The organism is Streptomyces sp. NPDC045968 (assembly GCF_056430475.1).
Map to the genome: position 1 here is coordinate 158,436 of NZ_JBWKLF010000012.1, position 19,002 is coordinate 177,437.

The 19,002-nt window shown below is 72.4% G+C and carries 18 protein-coding genes; 13 read left to right on the forward strand and 5 right to left on the reverse strand.

What is annotated here, in order from left to right:
* Nucleotides 1–39 precede the first annotated feature (39 nt).
* Nucleotides 40–309: a hypothetical protein gene (locus AC07FA_RS30335; protein WP_479079507.1), complete on the forward strand. Its 270-nt coding sequence runs from the start codon at nt 40–42 to the stop codon at nt 307–309.
* A gap of 60 nt (nt 310–369) precedes the next feature.
* Here the strand turns inward: AC07FA_RS30335 and AC07FA_RS30340 are convergent, their stop codons facing one another.
* Nucleotides 370–906, reverse strand: a complete 537-nt coding sequence (locus tag AC07FA_RS30340) for a hypothetical protein (RefSeq protein WP_479079508.1) — start codon at nt 904–906, stop codon at nt 370–372.
* Between the two features lie 411 nt (nt 907–1,317).
* Here AC07FA_RS30340 and AC07FA_RS30345 point away from each other — a divergent pair, with 411 nt between their 5' ends.
* Entirely contained in the window at nt 1,318–2,586 is a 1,269-nt protein-coding gene (locus AC07FA_RS30345) for an FAD-binding protein (protein ID WP_479079509.1), read from the forward strand.
* 4 nt (nt 2,587–2,590) lie between these two features.
* On the opposite strand, the gene arfA is transcribed toward AC07FA_RS30345, so the two are convergent.
* Nucleotides 2,591–4,108, reverse strand: coding sequence for an arabinosylfuranosidase ArfA (gene arfA, locus AC07FA_RS30350; protein ID WP_479079578.1), 1,518 nt, complete (start codon nt 4,106–4,108; stop codon nt 2,591–2,593).
* A gap of 206 nt (nt 4,109–4,314) precedes the next feature.
* Between arfA and AC07FA_RS30355 the strand changes: the two genes are divergently transcribed.
* The 7 genes from AC07FA_RS30355 to AC07FA_RS30385 all read left to right on the forward strand — a co-directional run bounded on the left by AC07FA_RS30355 (nt 4,315) and on the right by AC07FA_RS30385 (nt 12,052).
* Nucleotides 4,315–4,710, forward strand: a complete 396-nt coding sequence (locus tag AC07FA_RS30355) for a TOBE domain-containing protein (protein ID WP_479079510.1) — start codon at nt 4,315–4,317, stop codon at nt 4,708–4,710.
* A gap of 54 nt (nt 4,711–4,764) precedes the next feature.
* The gene (gene modA / locus AC07FA_RS30360; protein WP_479079511.1) at nt 4,765–5,550 is read left to right on the forward strand and encodes a molybdate ABC transporter substrate-binding protein; all 786 of its coding nucleotides are present in this window, start codon (nt 4,765–4,767) and stop codon (nt 5,548–5,550) included.
* An 81-nt stretch (nt 5,551–5,631) separates the two neighbouring features.
* Nucleotides 5,632–7,572, forward strand: a complete 1,941-nt coding sequence (locus AC07FA_RS30365) for an ABC transporter permease (RefSeq protein WP_479079512.1) — start codon at nt 5,632–5,634, stop codon at nt 7,570–7,572.
* A gap of 158 nt (nt 7,573–7,730) precedes the next feature.
* Entirely contained in the window at nt 7,731–8,471 is a 741-nt protein-coding gene (locus tag AC07FA_RS30370) for a class I SAM-dependent methyltransferase (RefSeq protein WP_479079513.1), read from the forward strand.
* Nucleotides 8,468–9,586, forward strand: coding sequence for a pyridoxal-phosphate dependent enzyme (locus AC07FA_RS30375; RefSeq protein ID WP_479079514.1), 1,119 nt, complete (start codon nt 8,468–8,470; stop codon nt 9,584–9,586). Before AC07FA_RS30370 ends, AC07FA_RS30375 begins: the two co-directional genes overlap by 4 nt.
* Nucleotides 9,583–10,806 (forward strand): ATP-grasp domain-containing protein, encoded by a 1,224-nt coding sequence (locus tag AC07FA_RS30380; protein ID WP_479079515.1) that lies wholly within the window; start codon nt 9,583–9,585, stop codon nt 10,804–10,806. Before AC07FA_RS30375 ends, AC07FA_RS30380 begins: the two co-directional genes overlap by 4 nt.
* Nucleotides 10,796–12,052, forward strand: a complete 1,257-nt coding sequence (locus AC07FA_RS30385) for an MFS transporter (RefSeq protein ID WP_479079516.1) — start codon at nt 10,796–10,798, stop codon at nt 12,050–12,052. Before AC07FA_RS30380 ends, AC07FA_RS30385 begins: the two co-directional genes overlap by 11 nt.
* Here the strand turns inward: AC07FA_RS30385 and AC07FA_RS30390 are convergent.
* Both AC07FA_RS30390 and AC07FA_RS30395 read right to left on the reverse strand, forming a co-directional pair.
* Nucleotides 12,041–12,691: a sigma-70 family RNA polymerase sigma factor gene (locus AC07FA_RS30390; protein WP_479079517.1), complete on the reverse strand. Its 651-nt coding sequence runs from the start codon at nt 12,689–12,691 to the stop codon at nt 12,041–12,043. The genes AC07FA_RS30385 and AC07FA_RS30390 overlap by 12 nt on opposite strands.
* Before the next feature lie 165 nt (nt 12,692–12,856).
* Nucleotides 12,857–13,546, reverse strand: a complete 690-nt coding sequence (locus AC07FA_RS30395) for a hypothetical protein (protein WP_479079518.1) — start codon at nt 13,544–13,546, stop codon at nt 12,857–12,859.
* A 230-nt stretch (nt 13,547–13,776) separates the two neighbouring features.
* Here AC07FA_RS30395 and AC07FA_RS30400 point away from each other — a divergent pair, with 230 nt between their 5' ends.
* The 4 genes from AC07FA_RS30400 to lnt all read left to right on the forward strand — a co-directional run bounded on the left by AC07FA_RS30400 (nt 13,777) and on the right by lnt (nt 18,170).
* Nucleotides 13,777–14,751: a ferric reductase-like transmembrane domain-containing protein gene (locus tag AC07FA_RS30400; protein ID WP_479079519.1), complete on the forward strand. Its 975-nt coding sequence runs from the start codon at nt 13,777–13,779 to the stop codon at nt 14,749–14,751.
* A 106-nt stretch (nt 14,752–14,857) separates the two neighbouring features.
* Complete coding sequence (locus tag AC07FA_RS30405) at nt 14,858–15,721, forward strand: universal stress protein (protein WP_479079520.1); 864 nt, start codon at nt 14,858–14,860, stop codon at nt 15,719–15,721.
* Nucleotides 15,722–15,815: 94 nt separating this feature from the next.
* On the forward strand, nt 15,816–16,328 hold the full coding sequence (locus AC07FA_RS30410) for a nuclear transport factor 2 family protein (protein ID WP_479079521.1): 513 nt from the start codon (nt 15,816–15,818) through the stop codon (nt 16,326–16,328).
* A 162-nt stretch (nt 16,329–16,490) separates the two neighbouring features.
* Nucleotides 16,491–18,170 (forward strand): apolipoprotein N-acyltransferase, encoded by a 1,680-nt coding sequence (gene lnt / locus AC07FA_RS30415; RefSeq protein WP_479079522.1) that lies wholly within the window; start codon nt 16,491–16,493, stop codon nt 18,168–18,170.
* Here the strand turns inward: lnt and AC07FA_RS30420 are convergent.
* Nucleotides 18,094–18,999 carry a Gfo/Idh/MocA family protein gene (locus tag AC07FA_RS30420; protein ID WP_479079579.1) on the reverse strand — a complete coding sequence of 302 codons (906 nt, stop codon included), beginning with the start codon at nt 18,997–18,999 and terminating at the stop codon, nt 18,094–18,096. The genes lnt and AC07FA_RS30420 overlap by 77 nt on opposite strands.
* Between the last annotated feature and the right edge of the window lie 3 nt (nt 19,000–19,002).

Here is a 19,002-nt window from a genome sequence, read left to right on the forward strand (position 1 = left end):
GCCCGCTCGATGTCAGATCCGGAGGGCACACTGCACCACATGACTACCTACCAAGGGCCCGCCGTCGCACTCATCGGCTGCGACGAAATCCCCGTCACCGCAGACCTCGCCATCCACGCCGACCACGGTCTGCACTCGTGGGACGGCTCGCTCGAAGCCGACCCGTCCGTGGACTGGTTCGATGACGGACCTGCGACCCTGCGTCTGCCGGACGGGCGTGAGGGCGAGTTCATCGCCACATCCGGCGACGCCGGGTCGGGAAACGTCGAGATCCAGGGAAGCGGCCCCGCACCGTTCGGAGAGAAGTAGCAAGCAACACCGGGGGCTGGCCCAACGTGTACGGGTCGGCCTCCGGTGAACGCCCGCGTGCTACGACACTCTGAGGGCCCAATCCGGCCGGAACCCGGCATTCCCGGAGAAGTGTGTGGCGAGCTGGCGCAGCGCGGCGTAGGAGTCGCTGCGGTCTTCAGCGGGATTGGTGCCCGATAGGAAGTACTCGCACACGTCGACGATCCACTGCTCGCACAGGGCCGGGCCGTCGTGGCCCGCTTGCGCCTCCCAGCGGTCGATCCCCGTGCGCACGAAAGACAGCAACTCGTGCCAGTCGTCGCGTGCAAACTCTCTGGCCTCGCGAGCCTGCGCCATGGCGTGTCCCGAGAGCTTCAGCTGCCGCGACAGAGCCCTTACCCCGGCGACCATGTTGCGGTCGCCTTCCGCTATCGCAGCGAGGTCGACGGCCTGGAGCGCCTGGTCAACGACCTGTACGGCACCAGAAAATGGGCCGTCATCGAGGTACATGCGCTGGCCTTGGTCGAAGCAGTTGGCAGCCTTGAGCGCCCGCTCGAACTCGACGCGGAGCCGATGGTCGCCAAAGAGGTCAGCGACACGGTCAGGGATCTTGAACATGTCTCGTCCGTCCGTCTGGCCCCGCGCCGCTTACGGGGTACGCGCGTTGGGCAAATGATGCCCCGCCCTCCGCAGAAACCACACCCCCGTCCCCTGCCGTTCGGTCTACCGGAACATCCTGCTCCTCCACCACGTACTGCACGCTACGGTCAGGTGCGGGGCGCTGTTGCGTGAACAGCAGAGGCGGAGGATTGAGGCAACGCGAAGGGGGGCCCCTGGCCCTCAAGGCCTCGGGGGAGTTGGTGATTGACGACAACGCAGGAGGGGCCCCTCCCTGCTCAAGCGAAGCCGAGAGCTTGGGGGGAGATGCGTGCCAGACCCCGGCGAACCCGGCATGATCCGTACGAGAGGCCCTAGCGGCCCCCTCGACCGTTGTGGGGCCAGGGCTGACCAGGGCTGGGGAGAAGCGCGATGACGACGGACGACCTGTGCACGACCGTGACGAACTGGGCCGGGAACATCGGGTTCACGGCCCGTGAGGTGCTCCGCCCGGCCTCTCTCGACGAGCTGCGGCGCGTGGTCGCGGACGGGCGGCATGTACGGGTGCTGGGCAGCGGGCACTCGTTCAACACGATCGCCGACAGCGACGACGTGCTCGTGTCGCTGGCCGGGCTGCCGCCGGCCGTGGACGTGGACACGGCGGCGCGCACGGTGCGGGTGGCGGGCGGGGTGCGCTACGCGGAGCTGGCGCGGCGGGTCCACGAGCGGGGGTTCGCCCTGCACAACATGGCCTCGCTGCCGCACATCTCCGTCGCCGGTTCCGTCGCCACCGGAACGCATGGCTCCGGCGATGCGAACGGCGCGCTGGCGACAGCGGTCCGGGAGGTGGAACTGGTCACCGCCGACGGCGAGCTGCGGACGCTGAGCCGTGACAAGGACGGTGAGCGCTTCGGTGGCGCCGTGGTCGCGCTGGGCGCGCTCGGTGCGGTGACCTCGCTGACGCTGGACCTGGTGCCAGGATTCGACGTGCGCCAGTACGTCCACACGGGCCTGGAACTCTCCGACGCGCTGACGCACTTCGACGCGATCACGTCGGCCGGTTACAGCGTCAGTCTTTTCACCCGGTGGCGGGACTCCTCCTTCGGTCAGGTGTGGCTGAAGTGCCGTGCGGACGAGCCTCGGCCCGGCTTCCCCTGGGCGGCGCCCGCCCTCGAACAGCTCCACCCGGTGCCGGGTATGCCCGCGGTCAACTGCACGCCGCAGCTGGGCGCGCCGGGCCCCGCCCACGAGCGACTGCCGCACTTCCGCGCGGAGTTCACCCCCAGCAGCGGCGCCGAGCTCCAGTCCGAGTACCTGGTGGCGCGCACGGACGCGGTGGCGGCACTGACCGTGCTGGATGACATACGGGAGGCCGTCGCGCCCGTGCTCCAGGTCTGCGAGGTGCGCACGATGGCCGGGGACGAGCAGTGGCTGAGCCCCGCGCACGGCCGGGACACGGTCGGGCTGCATTTCACCTGGGTGCCGGAGACCGCCGACGTACTGCCCGTGCTGGCACTCCTGGAGGAGCGTCTCGCTCCGTTCGCCCCGCGTCCGCACTGGGGCAAGGTGTTCACCGTGCGCCCGGAGCGGCTGCGTGAGCGGTATCCGCGGATGGCGGACTTCGAGGCACTGGTCCGCGAGCTGGACCCGTCGGCCACGTTCACCAACGCCTTCCTGCGGGACGTGCTGTACGGAGCCTGACGGCTCAGCGGCCGACACGGATGACGTTCCAGGACAGCGGTTCCAGGACGGTGTGCAGTCGGCCGTCCGTGAGAGTGGCACCGCCGACGGCGTGCGGAACGACGCGCTCCGGGTCGTCGAGTGTGTTGCGGGCCCCGGGGTCCGCGTCGCTGAGCGCGGTGTGCCCGATGACCTCGGTGAGACCGAGACCGGCCAGCTCGATGTCGAGCGGCAGCGGACCGTTCCGGCCCCGGTTGACCGCGAACACGGTGAGAGTGCCGTCCTCGCCGTGCACGGCGGTGGCGTGCAGCAGGTCCACCTCGCCGTACTTCCGCGTCTCGTACGTCGGTGAGTCCACGCGTACGTCCAGGACGCGCCCACGCCCGTACCGCGAGGTCAGCGCGAACGGGAAGAACGTGGTCTGCTTCCACGCCGGGCCGCCCGGCTCCGCCAGGATCGGGGCGATGACGTTGACGAGCTGGGCGAGACAGGCGACGGTCACCCGGTCCGCGTGGCGCAGCAGGGCGATCAGCAGGGAACCGACGACGACGGCGTCCGTGACCGAGTAGATGTCCTCCAGAAGCCGGGGGGCCTCGGGCCAGGTGACGGCGGCCTCCTCCGCCTCCGCCATGGACTTGGTCATGTACCAGACGTTCCACTCGTCGAAGGAGAGGTTGATCTTCTTCTTGGACTTCAGGCGCGCGCCGACGTGGTCGCAGGTGGCGACGACGTTCTCGATGAACGACTCCATGTCGACGGCGGAGGCGAGGAAGGAGTCGCGGTCGCCGTCGGTCTCCTCGTAGTAGGCGTGCAGCGACACGTAGTCGACGAGGTCGTACGTCTCGGCGAGGACCGTGGCCTCCCACGCCGCGAAGGTGTCCATGGCCTGGCTGGAGGAGCCGCAGGCGACGAGTTCGACGGACGGGTCGGCCTGCCGCATGGCCCGGGCCGTCTCGGCGGCCAGCCGGCCGTACTCCTCGGCCGTCTTGTGTCCGGTCTGCCAGGGGCCGTCCATCTCGTTGCCCAGACACCACAGGCGAATCCCGAACGGATCCTTGTCGCCGTGGGCGGCGCGCAGTTCCGAGAGGGCCGTTCCCGCGGGGTGGTTGGCGTACTCCTGGAGCTCCAGCGCCTCGGCGACGCCCCGTGTGCCGAGGTTGACGGCCATCATCGGCTCGGCCTGCGGGCCGATCTTCTTGAGGAAGCCGATGTACTCGCTGAGCCCGAAGCGGTTGGTCTCGGTGGAGCGCCAGGCCAGGTCGAGCCGGCGCGGGCGTTCCTCGGCCGGGCCGACGGAGTCCTCCCACTTGTAGCCGGAGACGAAGTTGCCGCCCGGGTAGCGCACCGCTGTGACCCCGAGTTCGCGGATCAGGGCGAGGACGTCCGTACGCAGACCCGCCTCGTCGGCCGACGGATGGCCGGGTTCGTGAATACCGGTGTACACGCAGCGGCCCAGGTGCTCGACGAACGATCCGAAGAGCCGTGGGTCCACGTCGCCGACGGCGTAGTCGGGGTGGAGGGTGAAGCGGGCGGAACGGGTCATGGGTCCCTCGATCAGTCTCTGAGTGTTCGACATGTCGAATGCTGCTCGCAACCTCGAACGGGACCGTAGAATCGAACATCATCCGCGTCAATGACTCCCGCGGACCTCCGCAGCCTTTGGATCATCCTCCAGCTGTTTCCGCAGGTGCTCCAAAAATGAGCGAATCGCATTGCAGATGCGAGATGAATCCGAATATCTTGTCGCACATGCAGTCCTACACCATCGGTCAGGCAGCCCGACTGCTCGGCGTCAGTCCCGATACCGCCCGGCGCTGGGCCGACGCGGGACGGGTGGCCACCCACCGGGACGAGGCCGGGCGCCGTCTCATCGACGGGCGTGACCTCGCGGCCCTCGCCGTCGAGGTCGGCCGCCCCGGGAGCGAGGAGGAGGACCCGTCCTTCACCTCGGCGCGCAACGCCTTCCCGGGCATCGTCACCGCGGTCAAACTCGGCGATGTCGCGGCCCAGGTCGAGATCCAGGCCGGCCCGCACCGGATCGTCTCGCTCCTGACCCGCGAGGCCGTCGAGGAGCTGGGGCTTGCCGTCGGCATGCGGGCCACCGCCCGCGTGAAGTCGACCAGCGTGCACGTCGACCGCACCTGACCCCCAGCCGGCTGCCGTGCGGCCCGTCCGGCGCGTTCCCGAGGAGCCCCGCCCATGCCTTCCACGATCACCGGACGCCGGTTCGCCGTGACCGCCCTGACCGCCGCCCTGCTCGTTCCCCTCGCCGCCTGCGGCAGCGACGGGGACGGCGAGGACAGTGCCTCCGGCGCGCCGGAAACGAGACTCACCGTCCTCGCCGCGGCCTCCCTCACCGACGTGTTCGCGACGGCGGGCGCGGCGTACGAGAAGGAGCACCCCGGCACGAAGGTGACGTTCTCCTTCGCCGGCTCCCAGGAGCTCGCCGCCCAGGTCGAGCAGGGCGCCCCGGCGGACGCGCTGGTCACCGCCGACACGAAGACCATGGCCGGGCTGACGTCCGAAACGGGCACCCCCACCGTGATCGCGAAGAACCGGCTGGTCATCGCCACCGGTGAGGGCAACCCGGAGAAGATCAAGGGCCTGGAGGACCTGACCGACCGCGGCCTGAAAGTGGTCCTCGCCGCACCGGAGGTGCCGGTCGGCCGGTACAGCAAGCAGATCCTCGACGCCCAAGAGCTCACCGTGAAGCCGGTCTCGCAGGAGACGGACGTCCGCGCGGTCCTCAGCAAGGTCGCGCTCGGCGAGGCGGACGCGGGTCTCGTCTACCGGACCGATGCCGCGTCGGACGCGGACCGGGTCGACGCGGTCGACATCCCCGAGGGGCAGAACGCCGTCGCCTCCTACCCGGCCGCCACACTGCGGCAGTCGGAGCACGCGAAGGCCGCGGCGGCGTTCGTGAAGTGGCTCGGCGGGCCCGAGGCGCAGAAGATCCTTCAGGACGCGGGGTTCCAGCAGCCATAACCGCACGGCTCCCCGGGGACGGGCCGTTCCCCTCCCCCGTCGTCCCCGTGGCCTCCGCCCCCGTCAGTTCAGGAACCGCCGATGAGACGCCTTCGCCGCCGCACCTCCGGCGCCCGCACTCCCCTGGCTCTGGCCGTCCCCGCGCTGCTCGCGATCGCGTTCCTCCTCATGCCGCTGGTCGGCATCCTGGCGCGTACGTCCTGGAGCGACCTCGGCACCCATCTGACGAGTCCCGGGGTCACCGAGGCCCTGAAACTGTCGCTGCTGGTCTCGTTCTGGGCGCTGGGTCTCTCCCTGGTCCTCGGTGTGCCGCTGGCCTGGCTGCTGGCCCGTGTGGACTTCCCCGGCAAGGCCCTGGTCCGCTCGCTCGTGCTGCTGCCGATGGTGCTGCCTCCCACGGTCGGGGGCGTGGCCCTGCTGCTGGCCTTCGGGCGGCGCGGGCTGCTCGGGCCGTGGCTGGAGGACACGTTCGGCATCACGCTGCCGTTCCACACCTCCGGTGCGGTGCTCGCCGCCACCTTCGTCGCGATGCCGTTCCTCGTCATCAGCCTCGAAGGCGCGCTCGCCGGGCTGCGTCCCGCGTACGAGGAGACCGCGGGCTCCCTGGGGGCGTCGCCCCTGCGGGTCTTCCGGACGGTCACCCTGCCGATGGTCGCCCCCGGGCTCGCCGCGGGCGCCGCGCTGACCTGGGCGCGCGCGCTCGGTGAGTTCGGCGCGACCATCACCTTCGCGGGGAATCTGCCCGGCACCACCCAGACCCTGCCCCTTCAGGTCTATCTGCTGCTCCAGGACTCGCCGGAGGCCGCGACCTCCGTCTCCCTGCTTCTGCTGGCCATCGCCATGGCCGTCCTCGTCGCGCTGCGGGGCCGCTGGACCGGCGGAGTGGGAGGCCGCGTCCGGGAGGCACGCACTCCGGCCGACGACACCACGCGGCCCCCGGCCGGGCCGCCGGTCCCCGCACCCGCCGAGCAGGCCGCCCCCAAGCAGCAGTGGCCGCTCCACGCGGTGGTCACCGGCTTCAACCAGCTCACCCTGGACGCCGCGCCCGGCACCACCATCGCCGTCGTCGGCCCGAACGGGGCGGGCAAGACCACCCTCCTGCGCGCCCTTCTCGGACTCACCCCGAGGGCCCACGCCGAACTGCGCCTCGGCGAGGACGACGTCACCGACCTGCCGCTGCACCGCAGGGGCGTCGCCTGGGTCCCCCAGGACGGCGCGCTCTTCCCGCACCTCAGCGCCCTGACCAACACGGCGTACGGGCTCCGCGCCCACGGCGTCCCCCGGGCCGAGGCGCGGCGCGAGGCGCAGCGGTGGCTCGACCGGCTCGGCGTGGGCCACCTCGCCCACCGCCGCCCCGCCCAGCTCTCCGGCGGTCAGGCGGGCCGTGTCGCACTGGCCCGGGGCCTCGCCGCCCGCCCCCGTCTGCTGCTCCTGGACGAACCGCTCGCGGCCCTCGACCAGACCACCCGCGCCCAGGTCCGCCACACCCTGCGCGCCCACCTCGACGGCTTCGCCGGGGTCTGCCTGATCGTCACCCACGACCCGGTCGAAGCGGTCGCACTGGCCGACCGGGTCCTGGTGCTGGAGGACGGCCGGACGATCCAGGACGCCCCTCCGGCCGAGGTCACCCGGCATCCGCGCTCGCCCTGGGTCGCCCGCATGCTCGGCGGCAACGCCTGGACGGGCACCGCCACCTCCGACGGCCTCGCACTGAGCGGCGGCGCCCACCTGGTGGCCGCGGAACCCGTGGCGCCGGGCAGCGACGCGCTCGCCGTCATCGCCCCCGAAGCGGTCTCTCTGCACCGCGACCGGCCGGAGGGCAGCCCCCGCAACGTCTACGCCGGCACCGTCCGCGAGATCACCGCGCTCGGCAGCCGCCTGCGGATTCTCGTCGACTGCGAGGGTGTGCCGGGACTCGTCGCGGAGATCACCCCGGCGGCCGCCGCCGCACTGGGCCTCCACGAGGGCAGCGCCGTGTTCGCCGGCATCAAGGCCACCGAGGTACGGCTCGTCGGCCTCTGACGCCGCCCGGACCCGGTGGGCCGCGGCCCGGTCCACCGGGTTCCTCCTCTGTCGCGATCTCCGGGAACCAGGAGCGGGAGCCCACCGACTACTGGGACGAAGCAGAGTGACACGAGCGGTATCAGGGGCCCGCGTGGCCCAGGAGGAGGCCGACAGGCATGCACTGGTACGAGGACGACTCCCTGTGGTCCGACTTCGCGCCCACGATGTTCTCCGCCGGCCGCACCGCGACCGCGGCCGCCCTGGTGGAGTCCTCGCCCCTGCTGGACTTCCCACCGGGCTGCCGTGTGCTCGATCTCTGCTGCGGTCCGGGGCTCTTCCTGGTGCCACTGGCCCACCGCGACTACGCCGTCACGGGGGTCGACCTCTCGCCGACGATGCTGGACCGGGCACGGAGTGCCTGCGAGCAGGCGGGGGCCGATGTGCGGCTGGAGCGGGCCGACATGCTCACGTACACGGCTCCGGGCGCGTTCGATGTCGTACTCAACGTGTTCACGTCCTTCGGGTACTTCGACGACCCCGACGACAATCTGCGGGTCCTGCGCAACGCCTGGGAGAGCCTCGCTCCCGGCGGGCAGCTGCTGGTCGATGTCATGGGCAAGGAGGTGCTGGCCGGCTGGATCGGGCGCCCGCAGGCCGTGGATCTGCCGGACGGTTCGTACGTCGTCCAGCGGGACACCGTCCTCGACAGCTGGCGGCGGCTGCGCACCGACTGGACGCTGGTGCGCGGCACTTCGGCGCGCACGGCGTCGCTGACGTCCTGGCTCTACAGCGCCGCCGAACTGCACGCGCTCTTCGAGGCCGCCGGATTCACCGATGTCGAGTGCTTCGGCGGCTTCGACGGATCGGGCTACGACCACCGGTCCGAGCGGCTGATCGTCCGTGGGCGGCGCAAGTGAGCCGCCGCGCGGAGGCGATCCCTCCGCTCACGGGCGCGCCTGCCGGGTCACGGGCCGTCCACGAGCACATCACCGACGCCGTCAAGGCCCCCGACCTCATCCGGCTGGACGGCAATGTCGTGCTCGCCCGTTTCGAGACGATGAAGGTGTACGCGGCGCTCGGCGCCGTCCGCTCGCTGCTGCGGCGCGGGCGGATCGTGCCGGGTCAGACGCTGGTCGACAGTTCGAGCGGTATCTACGCGCTGGCCCTCGCCATGGCCTGCCACCGCTACGGTCTGCGATGCCACATCGTGGCATCCACGACGGTCGACTCGGTGATGCGCGCCCAGCTGGAGATCCTGGGCGCCACGGTCGACCAGATGCCCCCCTCGCAGAGCCTCCTGCTCGACCAGGAGCGCCGGGTGCGCCATGTGCGCCGGCTCCTCGCCGACCGTCCGGACTTCCACTGGATGCGGCAGTACCACGACGCCGTCCACTACGAGGGATACCGGGAGTGCGCCGACCTCGTCTCCGCCGCTCTGCCCGAGGGGCCGGTGACCGTCGTGGGCGCCGTGGGCACGGGAGCGTCCACCGGCGGGCTCGCCCAGGCCCTGCGGGCGTCGGGGCGGGCGGTGCGGCTGGTGGGCATCCAGCCGTTCGGCAGCGTGACGTTCGGCAGCGAGCAGTTCAGCGACCCGGAGGCGATCATCGCCGGAATCGGCAGTTCCATCCCGTTCCGGAATGTCCGCCACGAGCTGTACGACACGGTGCACTGGCTGGACTTCCGGCACGCGATGGCCGGGGCGGTGGGTCTGCTGCGGGAGCACGCGGTGTTCGCGGGGCTGTCCACCGGCGCGGCTCACCTCGTCGCCTCGTGGGAGGCCGCCCGGCACCCCGAACGCCTCCATCTCGTGCTCGGCGCCGACACCGGCCACCGGTACGCGGAGCGGGTCTTCTCCCGGCACACCGAAGCACAGGACATGACCGGGCTCCGGCCCCTGTCCATCGGATCACTCGCCGAGCTGCGCCCCCCGTGGTCGGTCATGGAATGGGCCCACCGCGCCGCACCGCCGGGCGGTCGCTGCGCCGGTGAGGGCGCCCCCGAACCCGTACCGTCCGTGGAGCTGACGCCATGACTCTCGCCGCACTCGAATCGCTCTCCTTCGGCCTGGGCCGCATGGTCGCGGCCGCCGCGGAGACCGGACACCGTCTGTCTCTGCTGACCGGCGACCGTTCGGTGTACCGGCACGAACTGGCCGCCCTCCCCGGCGATGCGCTGAGCGTCGTCGATGTCGACACCCACGACCCGGTCGCGGTCCGCCGCGCGCTGGCCGCCGTCCCCGGTCTGGCCGGTCTGATCAACACCACCGACACCTGGAGCGTGCCGGCCGCCGATCTCGCCGCGGAGTTCGGACTGCCGGGGCCGGACCCGGCAGCGGTGCGGGTGCTGCGCGACAAGTCCCGGGTGCGCGGCCTCCTGCACCGCCGGGGCCTGAGCGGCAGCGCCGCCGTGCGCGTCGAATGGGGCGGCGACGCGGCCGGGGACGTGCTGCGCCAGGTCGGTCTGCCCGCGGTGCTCAAGGACTCCGCGGGCACCTCCTCCCGCGACGTCTGGGTCGTCCACGACGAGGAGGCGCTGCGCGCCGCGCTCGACGAAGCGGCGCAACGCCCGCTCATGGGAGGGCTGTTCGCGGAGGGCTTCCTGTCCGGCCCGTTGTACAGCGCGGAGACCATCAGCTGGGAAGGCACCACACGGCTGCTCGGCGTCACGAGCCGCCAGACGTCCCGGCAGCCCGCGGTACGGGAAGAGGCCGCCGCCTTTCCTGTCGCCCTGCCGGACGCCGAGCGGAGCGGGATCGAGGAGTGGGTCGGCCGGGTCCTGCCGGCGGCGGGGCACCTGAGCGGCTTCGCGCACGTGGAGTTCGTCCTCACGGCCGGGGGCCCCGAGCTGGTGGAGATCAACCGGCGGATCGGCGGGGCACTGGTGGGCGAGGTCCTGTGCCGCTCGCTGGGGACGAATGTCTACACCGCCATGATGGAGGAGGCGCTCGGCCGGCGCCCCCGTCTGATGGACGCACAACTCGGCTCCCCGGGGCCCGCGTTCGGCTTCGTTCTCGTCTACGCGGACCATCCGGGTGTCCTGAAGGGCTGGCACGGGCTGGACGAACTGGCCTCCTTCCCCGGCGCGGTGCGCTGGTATCCCACACGGGAACCGGGCGACGCGCTGCCCCATGTCGGCGACCAGCGCGGGTGCACGGGCATCGTGCTCGCCGAGGCGGCGACGGCGGAGCTGGCGCAGCACCGGGCGTGGAGCGCGGCCACCCGGGTGCGGCCCCTCGTCACCGGTGGCCCCTGAGGCCACGGCCGTCGGGAGGCGGGTCACCGGCCCGCAGGCGTTCCTGCTGGCCGGCTCGTTCCTGATCACCCTCGGCAGCTTCGCCGTCCTGCCGTACATGTCGGTGCTGCTGCACCAACGGCTCGGGCTGGGGCTCGGCACGGTCGGATTCGTGCTCGCCGTCGCCTCGTTGGTGCAGTTCTCCGGAGGCGCGGCGGCGGGGGCGGTGGCCGGCCGGATCGGTCTGCGGGCGACGATGCTGGTGGCGCTGGCGCTGCGCACGGCGGGGTTCGCGGCGTTCCTTCCGGGACTGCACAGCCCGGTCGTCGCGGTCGGTGCCCTGTTGCTGGTGTCGTGCGGGGCCGCCCTCTATCTGCCGGCCAACAAGGCGTATCTGGTGGAGGGCGCCACGGAGGCGGAGCGGCCCCGGGTGCTGTCGGCGAGCAGTTCGGCGTTCAACGCGGGCATGGCCCTCGGGCCTCCCGCCGCCGCACCGTTCGTCCTGGGTTCGCCGGCCGTGCTGTTCTCGTGCGTCGCCGCGCTGTTCGCGCTCGTCGGCGCGGGGCATGCGCTGCTGCCGCCGGCCGCCTCCGGACCGACGACGGGCCGGGCCGTCGCCCCCGCCCCCGCGCCTGTCGAAAAGGGGCGCCCCACGGGGCCCTCGCCCTTCGCGGCAACCGTCCTCGGCGTGTACGTCTTCATGTTCTTCCAGCACTACCTGGCCCTGTACGCGGTGCCGCGCACTTCCGCGTCCTTCTACGGGGCCGTACTGATGGGGTACGCCGGTCTGCTGGTGATCGCCCAGCCGCTGCTGTCGCGCCGGATCGCCGCGCTGAGCTACCGGAACGCGATCCGTGTGGGATTCGGAGCCATGGCCGCCGGGACGGCCGTCATCGGCTTCGGCGGGTACGTGGGTATCGGGGCGGGTGCGGTGCTGATGTGCCTCGGGGAGATCGTCCTCTTCCTGAAGAACGACCTGGAGGCGCTGACCCGTTCGTCCGCGCCCGCCGCCACGGTCTTCGGCCGGCAGCGGCTGGCGGCGGGCATCGGCGCGTTCGGGAGCGGCGTCCTCGGGGGCCAGTTGTACGCGGCGGCTGAGGGGGCGGGCTCGGTCCGGGCGTTCTGGGTGGCCGTATGCCTCCAGGCACTGGTCCTTCCCGCGTGCCTCCTCCGTCGCCGGACGGTCCCGGTCACGGGAACCCTCCGACGACGGAGGAGGCGACGGCCGCCGGAGCAACCCGGCGAGCCCGTCGGATCACGGCCGTAGGGCTCCGGGACCGGGCCCGCCGGCCGGCACCGACGGCTCCGTACTCCAGACCGCCGCGAGGTCACGTCTGGCGCGCGCGACACGGGAGCGCACCGTGCCGATCGGGCAGCCCGCGGTGTCCGCGGTCTCCTCGTACGACATCCCCAGGAGCTGGGTGAGCACGAAGGCCTGGCTCCGTGCGGAGTCCATGGTCCGCAGCGCGTCGAACAACGCCACGGTCTCGTCGAATCCCGGCCCGTGGCGGGGCTGGGCGCGTTCGGCCGCGCCCAGCCAGTCGGCCGTGTCGGCGATCCGCGGCCGGACGGCGGCCGTGCGGTAGCCGTCGATGACGACGCGCCGGGCGATGGCCAGCAGCCAGGTGCGGGCACAGGACCGTCCCGCGAACCCGGCCAGGCCGGTCATGGCCCGCAGATAGGTCTCCTGGGCCAGATCCTCGGCACCGGGACCGTCGGCACCGAGGTACGTGACGAAGCGGCGTACGTCGTCGTACGTCGCCCGGACGAACTGCTCGGCCGCCTCACGGTCTCCACCGCCGGCGGCCAGCGCCCAGCCGGTGATCTGTAAGTCCCGCTGCTGGGCGGGGAACCTCCGGGCGGCGGATGGCACCGGTACGGCGGAAAGCATCGGGGCAGGGGTCATCACAACACGTCCTTCGCGTCTTTCGCGGAGCCGCGGGGTGGACACACGGGCTCCTCGTGACCGGCTCCCCCGCCTGTCGCCGCGCGTCAGGAAGCGGGAACCGGCATGCCTGTCACGGGCGCGTGCGCGCGGGCCGCGCGCACGTCCCGGAAGCCGCCCGGCAGGTCAGTGGGCGGATGAAGGCCGGACGGGGAGGATGCGCGGGGGCGGGCCGCGACGGGACAGGCCGTGCAGCAGCAGAAGTTTCTGGAGGCGGCGTCCCGGCCTGCGCCGCGTGCGCCCTCGTGCGACCGGTCCCGCGGGCGACCCCACGGTCCACAGCCGCCAGGCCGTACGCAGGGGTGCACAGACGAACAGCGCGAGGGAGCGGCCGAGTTGGACGAGCGCCGCCTCGCCGCGCCACAGCCACCAGCCGCAGACCAGACCGGCGACCAGGTGGGCCGCCGCCATGCCCGTGGTGAGCACGGAACCGTCGAAGGCCCACGCGAGGGCCGCCGGGTCCGGTGTTCCGCCGGCCATCGCCTCGTGCGCCGAGTGGTCCATGGCGCCGGAATGGTGACCGGCCGCCGTGTGACCGGCCGTCGGGGGTGGGCCGGGCAGAGCGGACGGAAGTGAGCTGAAGAAGGTGTGCAGTGCCACCTGGCCCAGGGTGCTCGCCGCGACGACGACGGAAGCGGTGCGTTCTCTGCCCGCCAGCCACCACCCCGCGCCGGTCACCAGCACCAGGGCGGCCGCAAGCACGGGTAGCGGGAGGGACCCGCCGGACATGTGGGCGTGCCCGAGCCCGGACACGGCGACGCACACGACCGCGAACATCACGGCGCGTACGAAGCGGAGTGCGGGTCCGGCCCCCATGACCGCCATCGTGCCAGCGCCACCCGCCCCGACGAGAAGACCCTCAAGTCCTGAAACCACGCCGGTTGACCCACTATCACGCGACATGACCACCAGGTGATCCATGTCACACCGAACCCGGGGGAACTTTCCTCGCCCTCTCCCCGACTGCTCCAACGACGTATCCCCGTACGCCCGATGGCCCGGGACCGCACCCGCCGCACCGCCGACGCGACTGAAGAGGCCGCACGATGAAGCCGTCCCCAGCGCCCGCCGCACCCGAACCCGCCGAGGCCGAACCCCCCGCCTCCGGCACCGGAGACCGGCAGCCACGCCCCACCCTGCGGTCGGATCTCCGCGCCTCCCTGCCCGACGGTCTGGTCGCCCTGGCCGTGACCGGGGCCGTCTTCGTCCTGCTCTACGTCCGGATCAGGGCCAAGACCTCCTCGACGGTGTCCGTCATGCCGTTCATGGCCGACGCGGGCGGCTTCTGGATGTACTTCCTGAGCCAGGCCTTCGGCTGGTCCGCACTGCTGTGGGCGTGGGGCACCGTCGTCCTCGGTCTGGTTCTCTCCGGTCCCCGTCCGCGCCGGCTCCCGCTGTCCGGCCCCCGTCTCGAACGCCTCCACCGCACCACGAGTCTCAACACGATGGCGCTGATCGCGGCCCATGCGCTGCTCTTCGCCGCCGAGCTGATCCGGCACGACACCGCCCGCTGGCACTCGGCGCTCGCCACCGCGTTCGTGGAGGCGTTCGTACCCGGCGGGTACGACTCGGGCACCGGCCGGATCGCCATCCCGGTCGGCCAGGCCGCGCTGTACCTCGCGATCCCGCTCGGCCTGCTCTTCTACGTCCGGCACCGCATCGGCCCCAGGACGTGGCGGGTCCTGCACCGTTGCGTGATCGTCGTGTACGTCCTGAGCGTCTGGCACACCCTGCTGTACGGGACGAACGTCTGGTACGACGGGTGGTTCCGGACCAGCGTCTGGCTCCTCCAGCTCCCGATCGCGGCCCTGCTGCTTCTGCGGCTGCTGAGGCCCGCGCGCCGCTCGGAGCGCCTGCCCCGCCCCGGCACCGGCTCACCGGCGGGCTGGGCCCTGCGCCTGACCGGCCGACTGGCGGTCGCCGGGGTCGTCGTGGCCGTGCTCGCGGTCGTGCTCAGCGGACATGACGGCGGCCGGGCGGTTCCCCCCGAGGACACTTCCTCGACCCACAACCACGACTAGGGCGCTCGTTCGGATCACGCCCGGCCCGGACGGGCGTGCGTTCCGGGCGGCCGCCGCTGTGCGACCGTAGGTTCGGACCGTGCACCACCGGACCCTGGAGGGAATCATGAGCGCCACCGACCTTCCCGTGATCGCCGCAGTCGACGGTTCCGCGCACAGCCGGCAGGCCCTCGACCGGGCCGCCCAGGAGGCCGTCCGGAGGCAGCTGCCCCTGATGATCGTGCACGTCAGGCCGCCGACCCGGCGGATGAGCCAGGAGACCCAGCTCCGGGAGGCCGAGGAACTGCTGACGGAGTCCGTACGGCGGACCGCGCTGCTCGCTCCGGAGCTGCACCCGTCGACCCTCGCCCCGCTGGACTTCCCGGCGGCGGCCCTGATCTCGCTGAGCCAGGACGCCTCGATGGTCGTGATGGGCTCGCGCGGTCTGGGCGGCTTCCGTTCCCTCATGATCGGCTCCAACAGTCTGGCGGTCGCGTCGATGGCGGCCTGCCCGGTCGTCGTCGTCCACGGGGAGAGCCGCGAGGAGGACGAGGACGAGGTGGCGGAGGCTTTCCCGGACATCGTCGCCGGGGTGGCCGCCGACGAGAGCAGCGAGGCGGTGCTGGAGTTCGCCTTCTCGACGGCCGTGACCCGGCCCGGCGCCCGGCTGCGGCTGGTGCACGGGTGGACGATGTTCTCCTCCATGCTGTCCGGCGGCCCCGTCTTCGACCGGGAGGCGGCGGCGGGTGCGGCGGAGCGGAACCTCGCGGAGGTGACGGCGGGCTGGCAGGAGAAGTACCCGCAGGTGGAGGTCGTACGTGAACCGGTCAGCGGTTCGGCCTCGCGCACCCTGGTCACGGCCTCGGGCACGGCGGCCCTGACCGTCGTCGGCCGGCGCAAGGGCGGTGAGGAGCTGGGCCTCGGTCTCTCCCCCGTCGCCCAGACGACGGTGACGCACGCGCTCGGACCGGTGGCCGTCGTCCCCTGCTGAACCGGCCTCCGGCCCACGCCAGTTGTGGGCCTCCTGGCCCGGCCGGCCGTGCAGGCCCCTTGGCCTGACGGGCCGGGTGGCCGAGACTTGGCCGATGACACAGCGTGTGGCTCTGGCAACGGTGATGGACCAGCTCTCCATCGATGCGGTGATCACCGGCTACGCGGTGGCGGTGGACGACGGCGCGTGGGAGGACTACCGCGCACTGTTCGTGCCGGACGGCCGCGCCGACTACCGGAGCGCGGGTGGCGCGGAGGGCACGGCCGCCGATATCGCGACGTGGCTCGCGGAGACGATGCGGCTCTTCCCGGTCCGTCAGCACCTGATCGTCAACCGGCGGCTCGACCTCCAGGATCTGGGCGGCTATCCCGGAGACCAGGCGCGGGTACGGGCGGACTATCTCAACCCGATGCGTCTGGACGCGGGCGGCCGGGACACGGCCGCGGGCGGGGAGACGGCCGCGGGCGGGGAGACGGCCGCGGGCGGGGAGACGGCACCGAACTTCGTGTCGGGTGGCCGCTACACCTTCGAGCTGCTCCGTACGGAGGCTGGCTGGCGCATCCGCACCGTCGTCGTCCACGAGAAGTGGCGGCGCATGCCGGGCTGATCCGGCCGCGCGGGCGGGACTCGCCGCCGCGCGGACCGCCCGGCGACGCGCCCGCACACGCACGCCCGCTGTCCGCCCCGGATGCTCTCCTCCACACTGGGACCACAGCCTGACCATGCGGCGACGGACTTCGCCCACCAGGCAGGACGAGGAGGGCGCGGGATGGGCATGCGGATCGGGCGAGCCCCGGCGGGCCGGATTCCGGAGGACCGGCCCCCTGCCGGCGAAAGCACCGCGGGCCGGGCCCCCACCGGGCGGCGCGGGTGGGGCACGGAGCTGCTCCGGTCGCCCTGGTGGCGCGGTGCGGCGGTCCTGCTCGCGGGCGCCCTGCCCGCCCTCGCGTTCCCCGAGTCGTCGCTGGGGTGGTTCGCGTACGTCGCGCTGGTGCCCTGGCTCCTGTTGATCCGCTCGGCGCCCACGGCCCGCAGGGCCGCTCTCGACGGCTGGCTCGGCGGGATCGGCTTCGTGATCTCCGTACATCACTGGCTGATGCCGAGCCTGCATGTCTTCATCGTCGTGCTGGCGGCACTGCTGGGCCTGTTGTGGGCGCCCTGGGGCCTGCTCGTGGCCCGGCTGCTCGGCGGATCGCCGTCGGCCGCGCGCTGCGCGGCGGCCGTCGCCGCCGTACCGTCCGGGTGGCTGATGATCGAGCTGGTGCGGTCCTGGGAAGGGCTGGGTGGCCCCTGGGGGCTGCTCGGAGCCAGCCAGTGGGAGTTCGCGCCCGCCCTGCGGGTGGCGTCGGTGGGCGGCGTATGGCTGGTGAGCCTGCTCGTCCTCGCGGTGAACACCTGTGTCGCCCTGCTGCTCGTCGCGCCGCCGGCCCGCACGACGGCGGCCGCCTCGCTGGTGGTCTGCGCGCTGGCCGTGGGCGCGGTCTGGGTGTGGGCGCCGCAGCCTGACCGCTCCGGACAGGTCCGGATCGGCGTGGTGCAGCCGGGTGTGGTGGAGGGCACGGGGAGTGTCGAGCGCCGTCTGGCGCGCAGCGCGGAACTGACGCGCGGGCTCGCGGGCCAGGACGTCGGTCTGGTGGTGTGGGGGGAGAGCAGTGTCGGTGTGGATCTGACGCACAGTCCCGCGACCGCGGCGCGGATCACGGAGCTGTCCCGCCGGGTCGGGGCCGATGTCCTGGTCAATACGGACGCCCGGCAGACGGACGGCGCGGAGCGGACCGGAATCTTCAAGTCCGCGGTCCTGGTGGGTCCGGACGGACCGACCGGGGACCGCTACGACAAGATGCGTCTGGTCCCCTTCGGCGAGTACGTCCCGTTCCGTTCGGTGCTGGGCTGGGCCACCTCGGTCGGCAAGGCCGCGGGCGAGGACCGGCTGCGCGGGACACGGCCGGTGGTGATGGACGTGCCGGGCGCCGGCGGGCTGCGGCTCGGACCGCTGGTGTGCTTCGAGTCCGCGTTCCCCGATATGAGCAGGCAGCTGGTCCGGGACGGTGCCCAGGTGCTGGTCGCCCAGTCGTCGACCTCGACGTTCCAGCACAGCTGGGCGCCCGGTCAGCACGCCTCGCTCGGCGCCCTGCGCGCGGCCGAGAGCGGCCGCCCGATGGTGCACGCCACGCTCACCGGTACGAGTGCGGTGTACGGCCCGCAGGGCGAGAAGGTGGGCGCGCCGCTCGGTACGGACGCGAGCACGGCCGCCGTCTACGACGTACCTCTCGCGACGGGCACCACGCTGTACGTGCGGCTCGGCGACTGGGCGGTGTACGCGGCACTGGCGCTGCTGGCCGCCCTGGGCGCGGCCGAGGGGACGCGCCTTCTCAGGCGGTCCGGTCCAGGGCGTCCCGTACCACCCGCTCGCACAGTTCATGGGTCGCCAGGGCGTCCCGAGCGCTGAGCACCTTCCCGGCCCGCACCGCGTCCAGGAACGACAGCACGCTCTGCTCGATGCCCCGCTGGCGGGCGACCGGCACCCAGTCGCCGCGCCGCCGCACGCTGGGCTGCCCCTTGTGATCGACGATCTCGGCGAGGTTGAGCACCTGGCGCTTGGAGTCCTGCCCCGACACCTCCAGGATCTCCTCGGTCGATCCGTTGAGACGGTTCATCATGCCGATCGCGGTGAAGCCGTCGCCGGAGAGCTGGAGGACGACGTGGTGCATCAGCCCGTCGACGATCCTCGCCCGTACGACGGTGCTCTCGACCGGTCCCGGCACCAGGAAGCGCAGGGTGTCGACGACGTGGATGAAGTCGTCGAGCACCATGGTCCGCGGGTCCTCGGGCAGCCCCACCCGGTTCTTCTGCATGAGGATCAGCTCGCGCGGGTGCTCGGCGCACTGCGCGTATCCGGGGGCGAGCCTGCGGTTGAATCCCACGGCGAGACCGACGCCGCGTTCCTCGGCCAGTGTCACCAGCCGTTCGGATTCGGCGTACTCGTAGGCGAGCGGCTTGTCGACGTACGTGGGGACGCCCGCTTCGATGAGGCGGCGCGTGATGTCCGGGTGCACCGCCGTGGGGGCGTGCACGAAGGCCGCATCGAGCCCCTGGGCGAGCAGCGATTCCAGGTCCGTGTGGCACTGCTGTGCCGGGATCCGGTGGGTCTCGGCGACGGCGGCCAGGGTCGCCGGGGTGCGGGTCTGCAGATGCAGTTCGACCCCGGGCAGGGTGCTCAGCACCGGCAGATACGCCTTCCGCGCGATGTCGCCGAGCCCGATACAGCCGACCTTCACAGG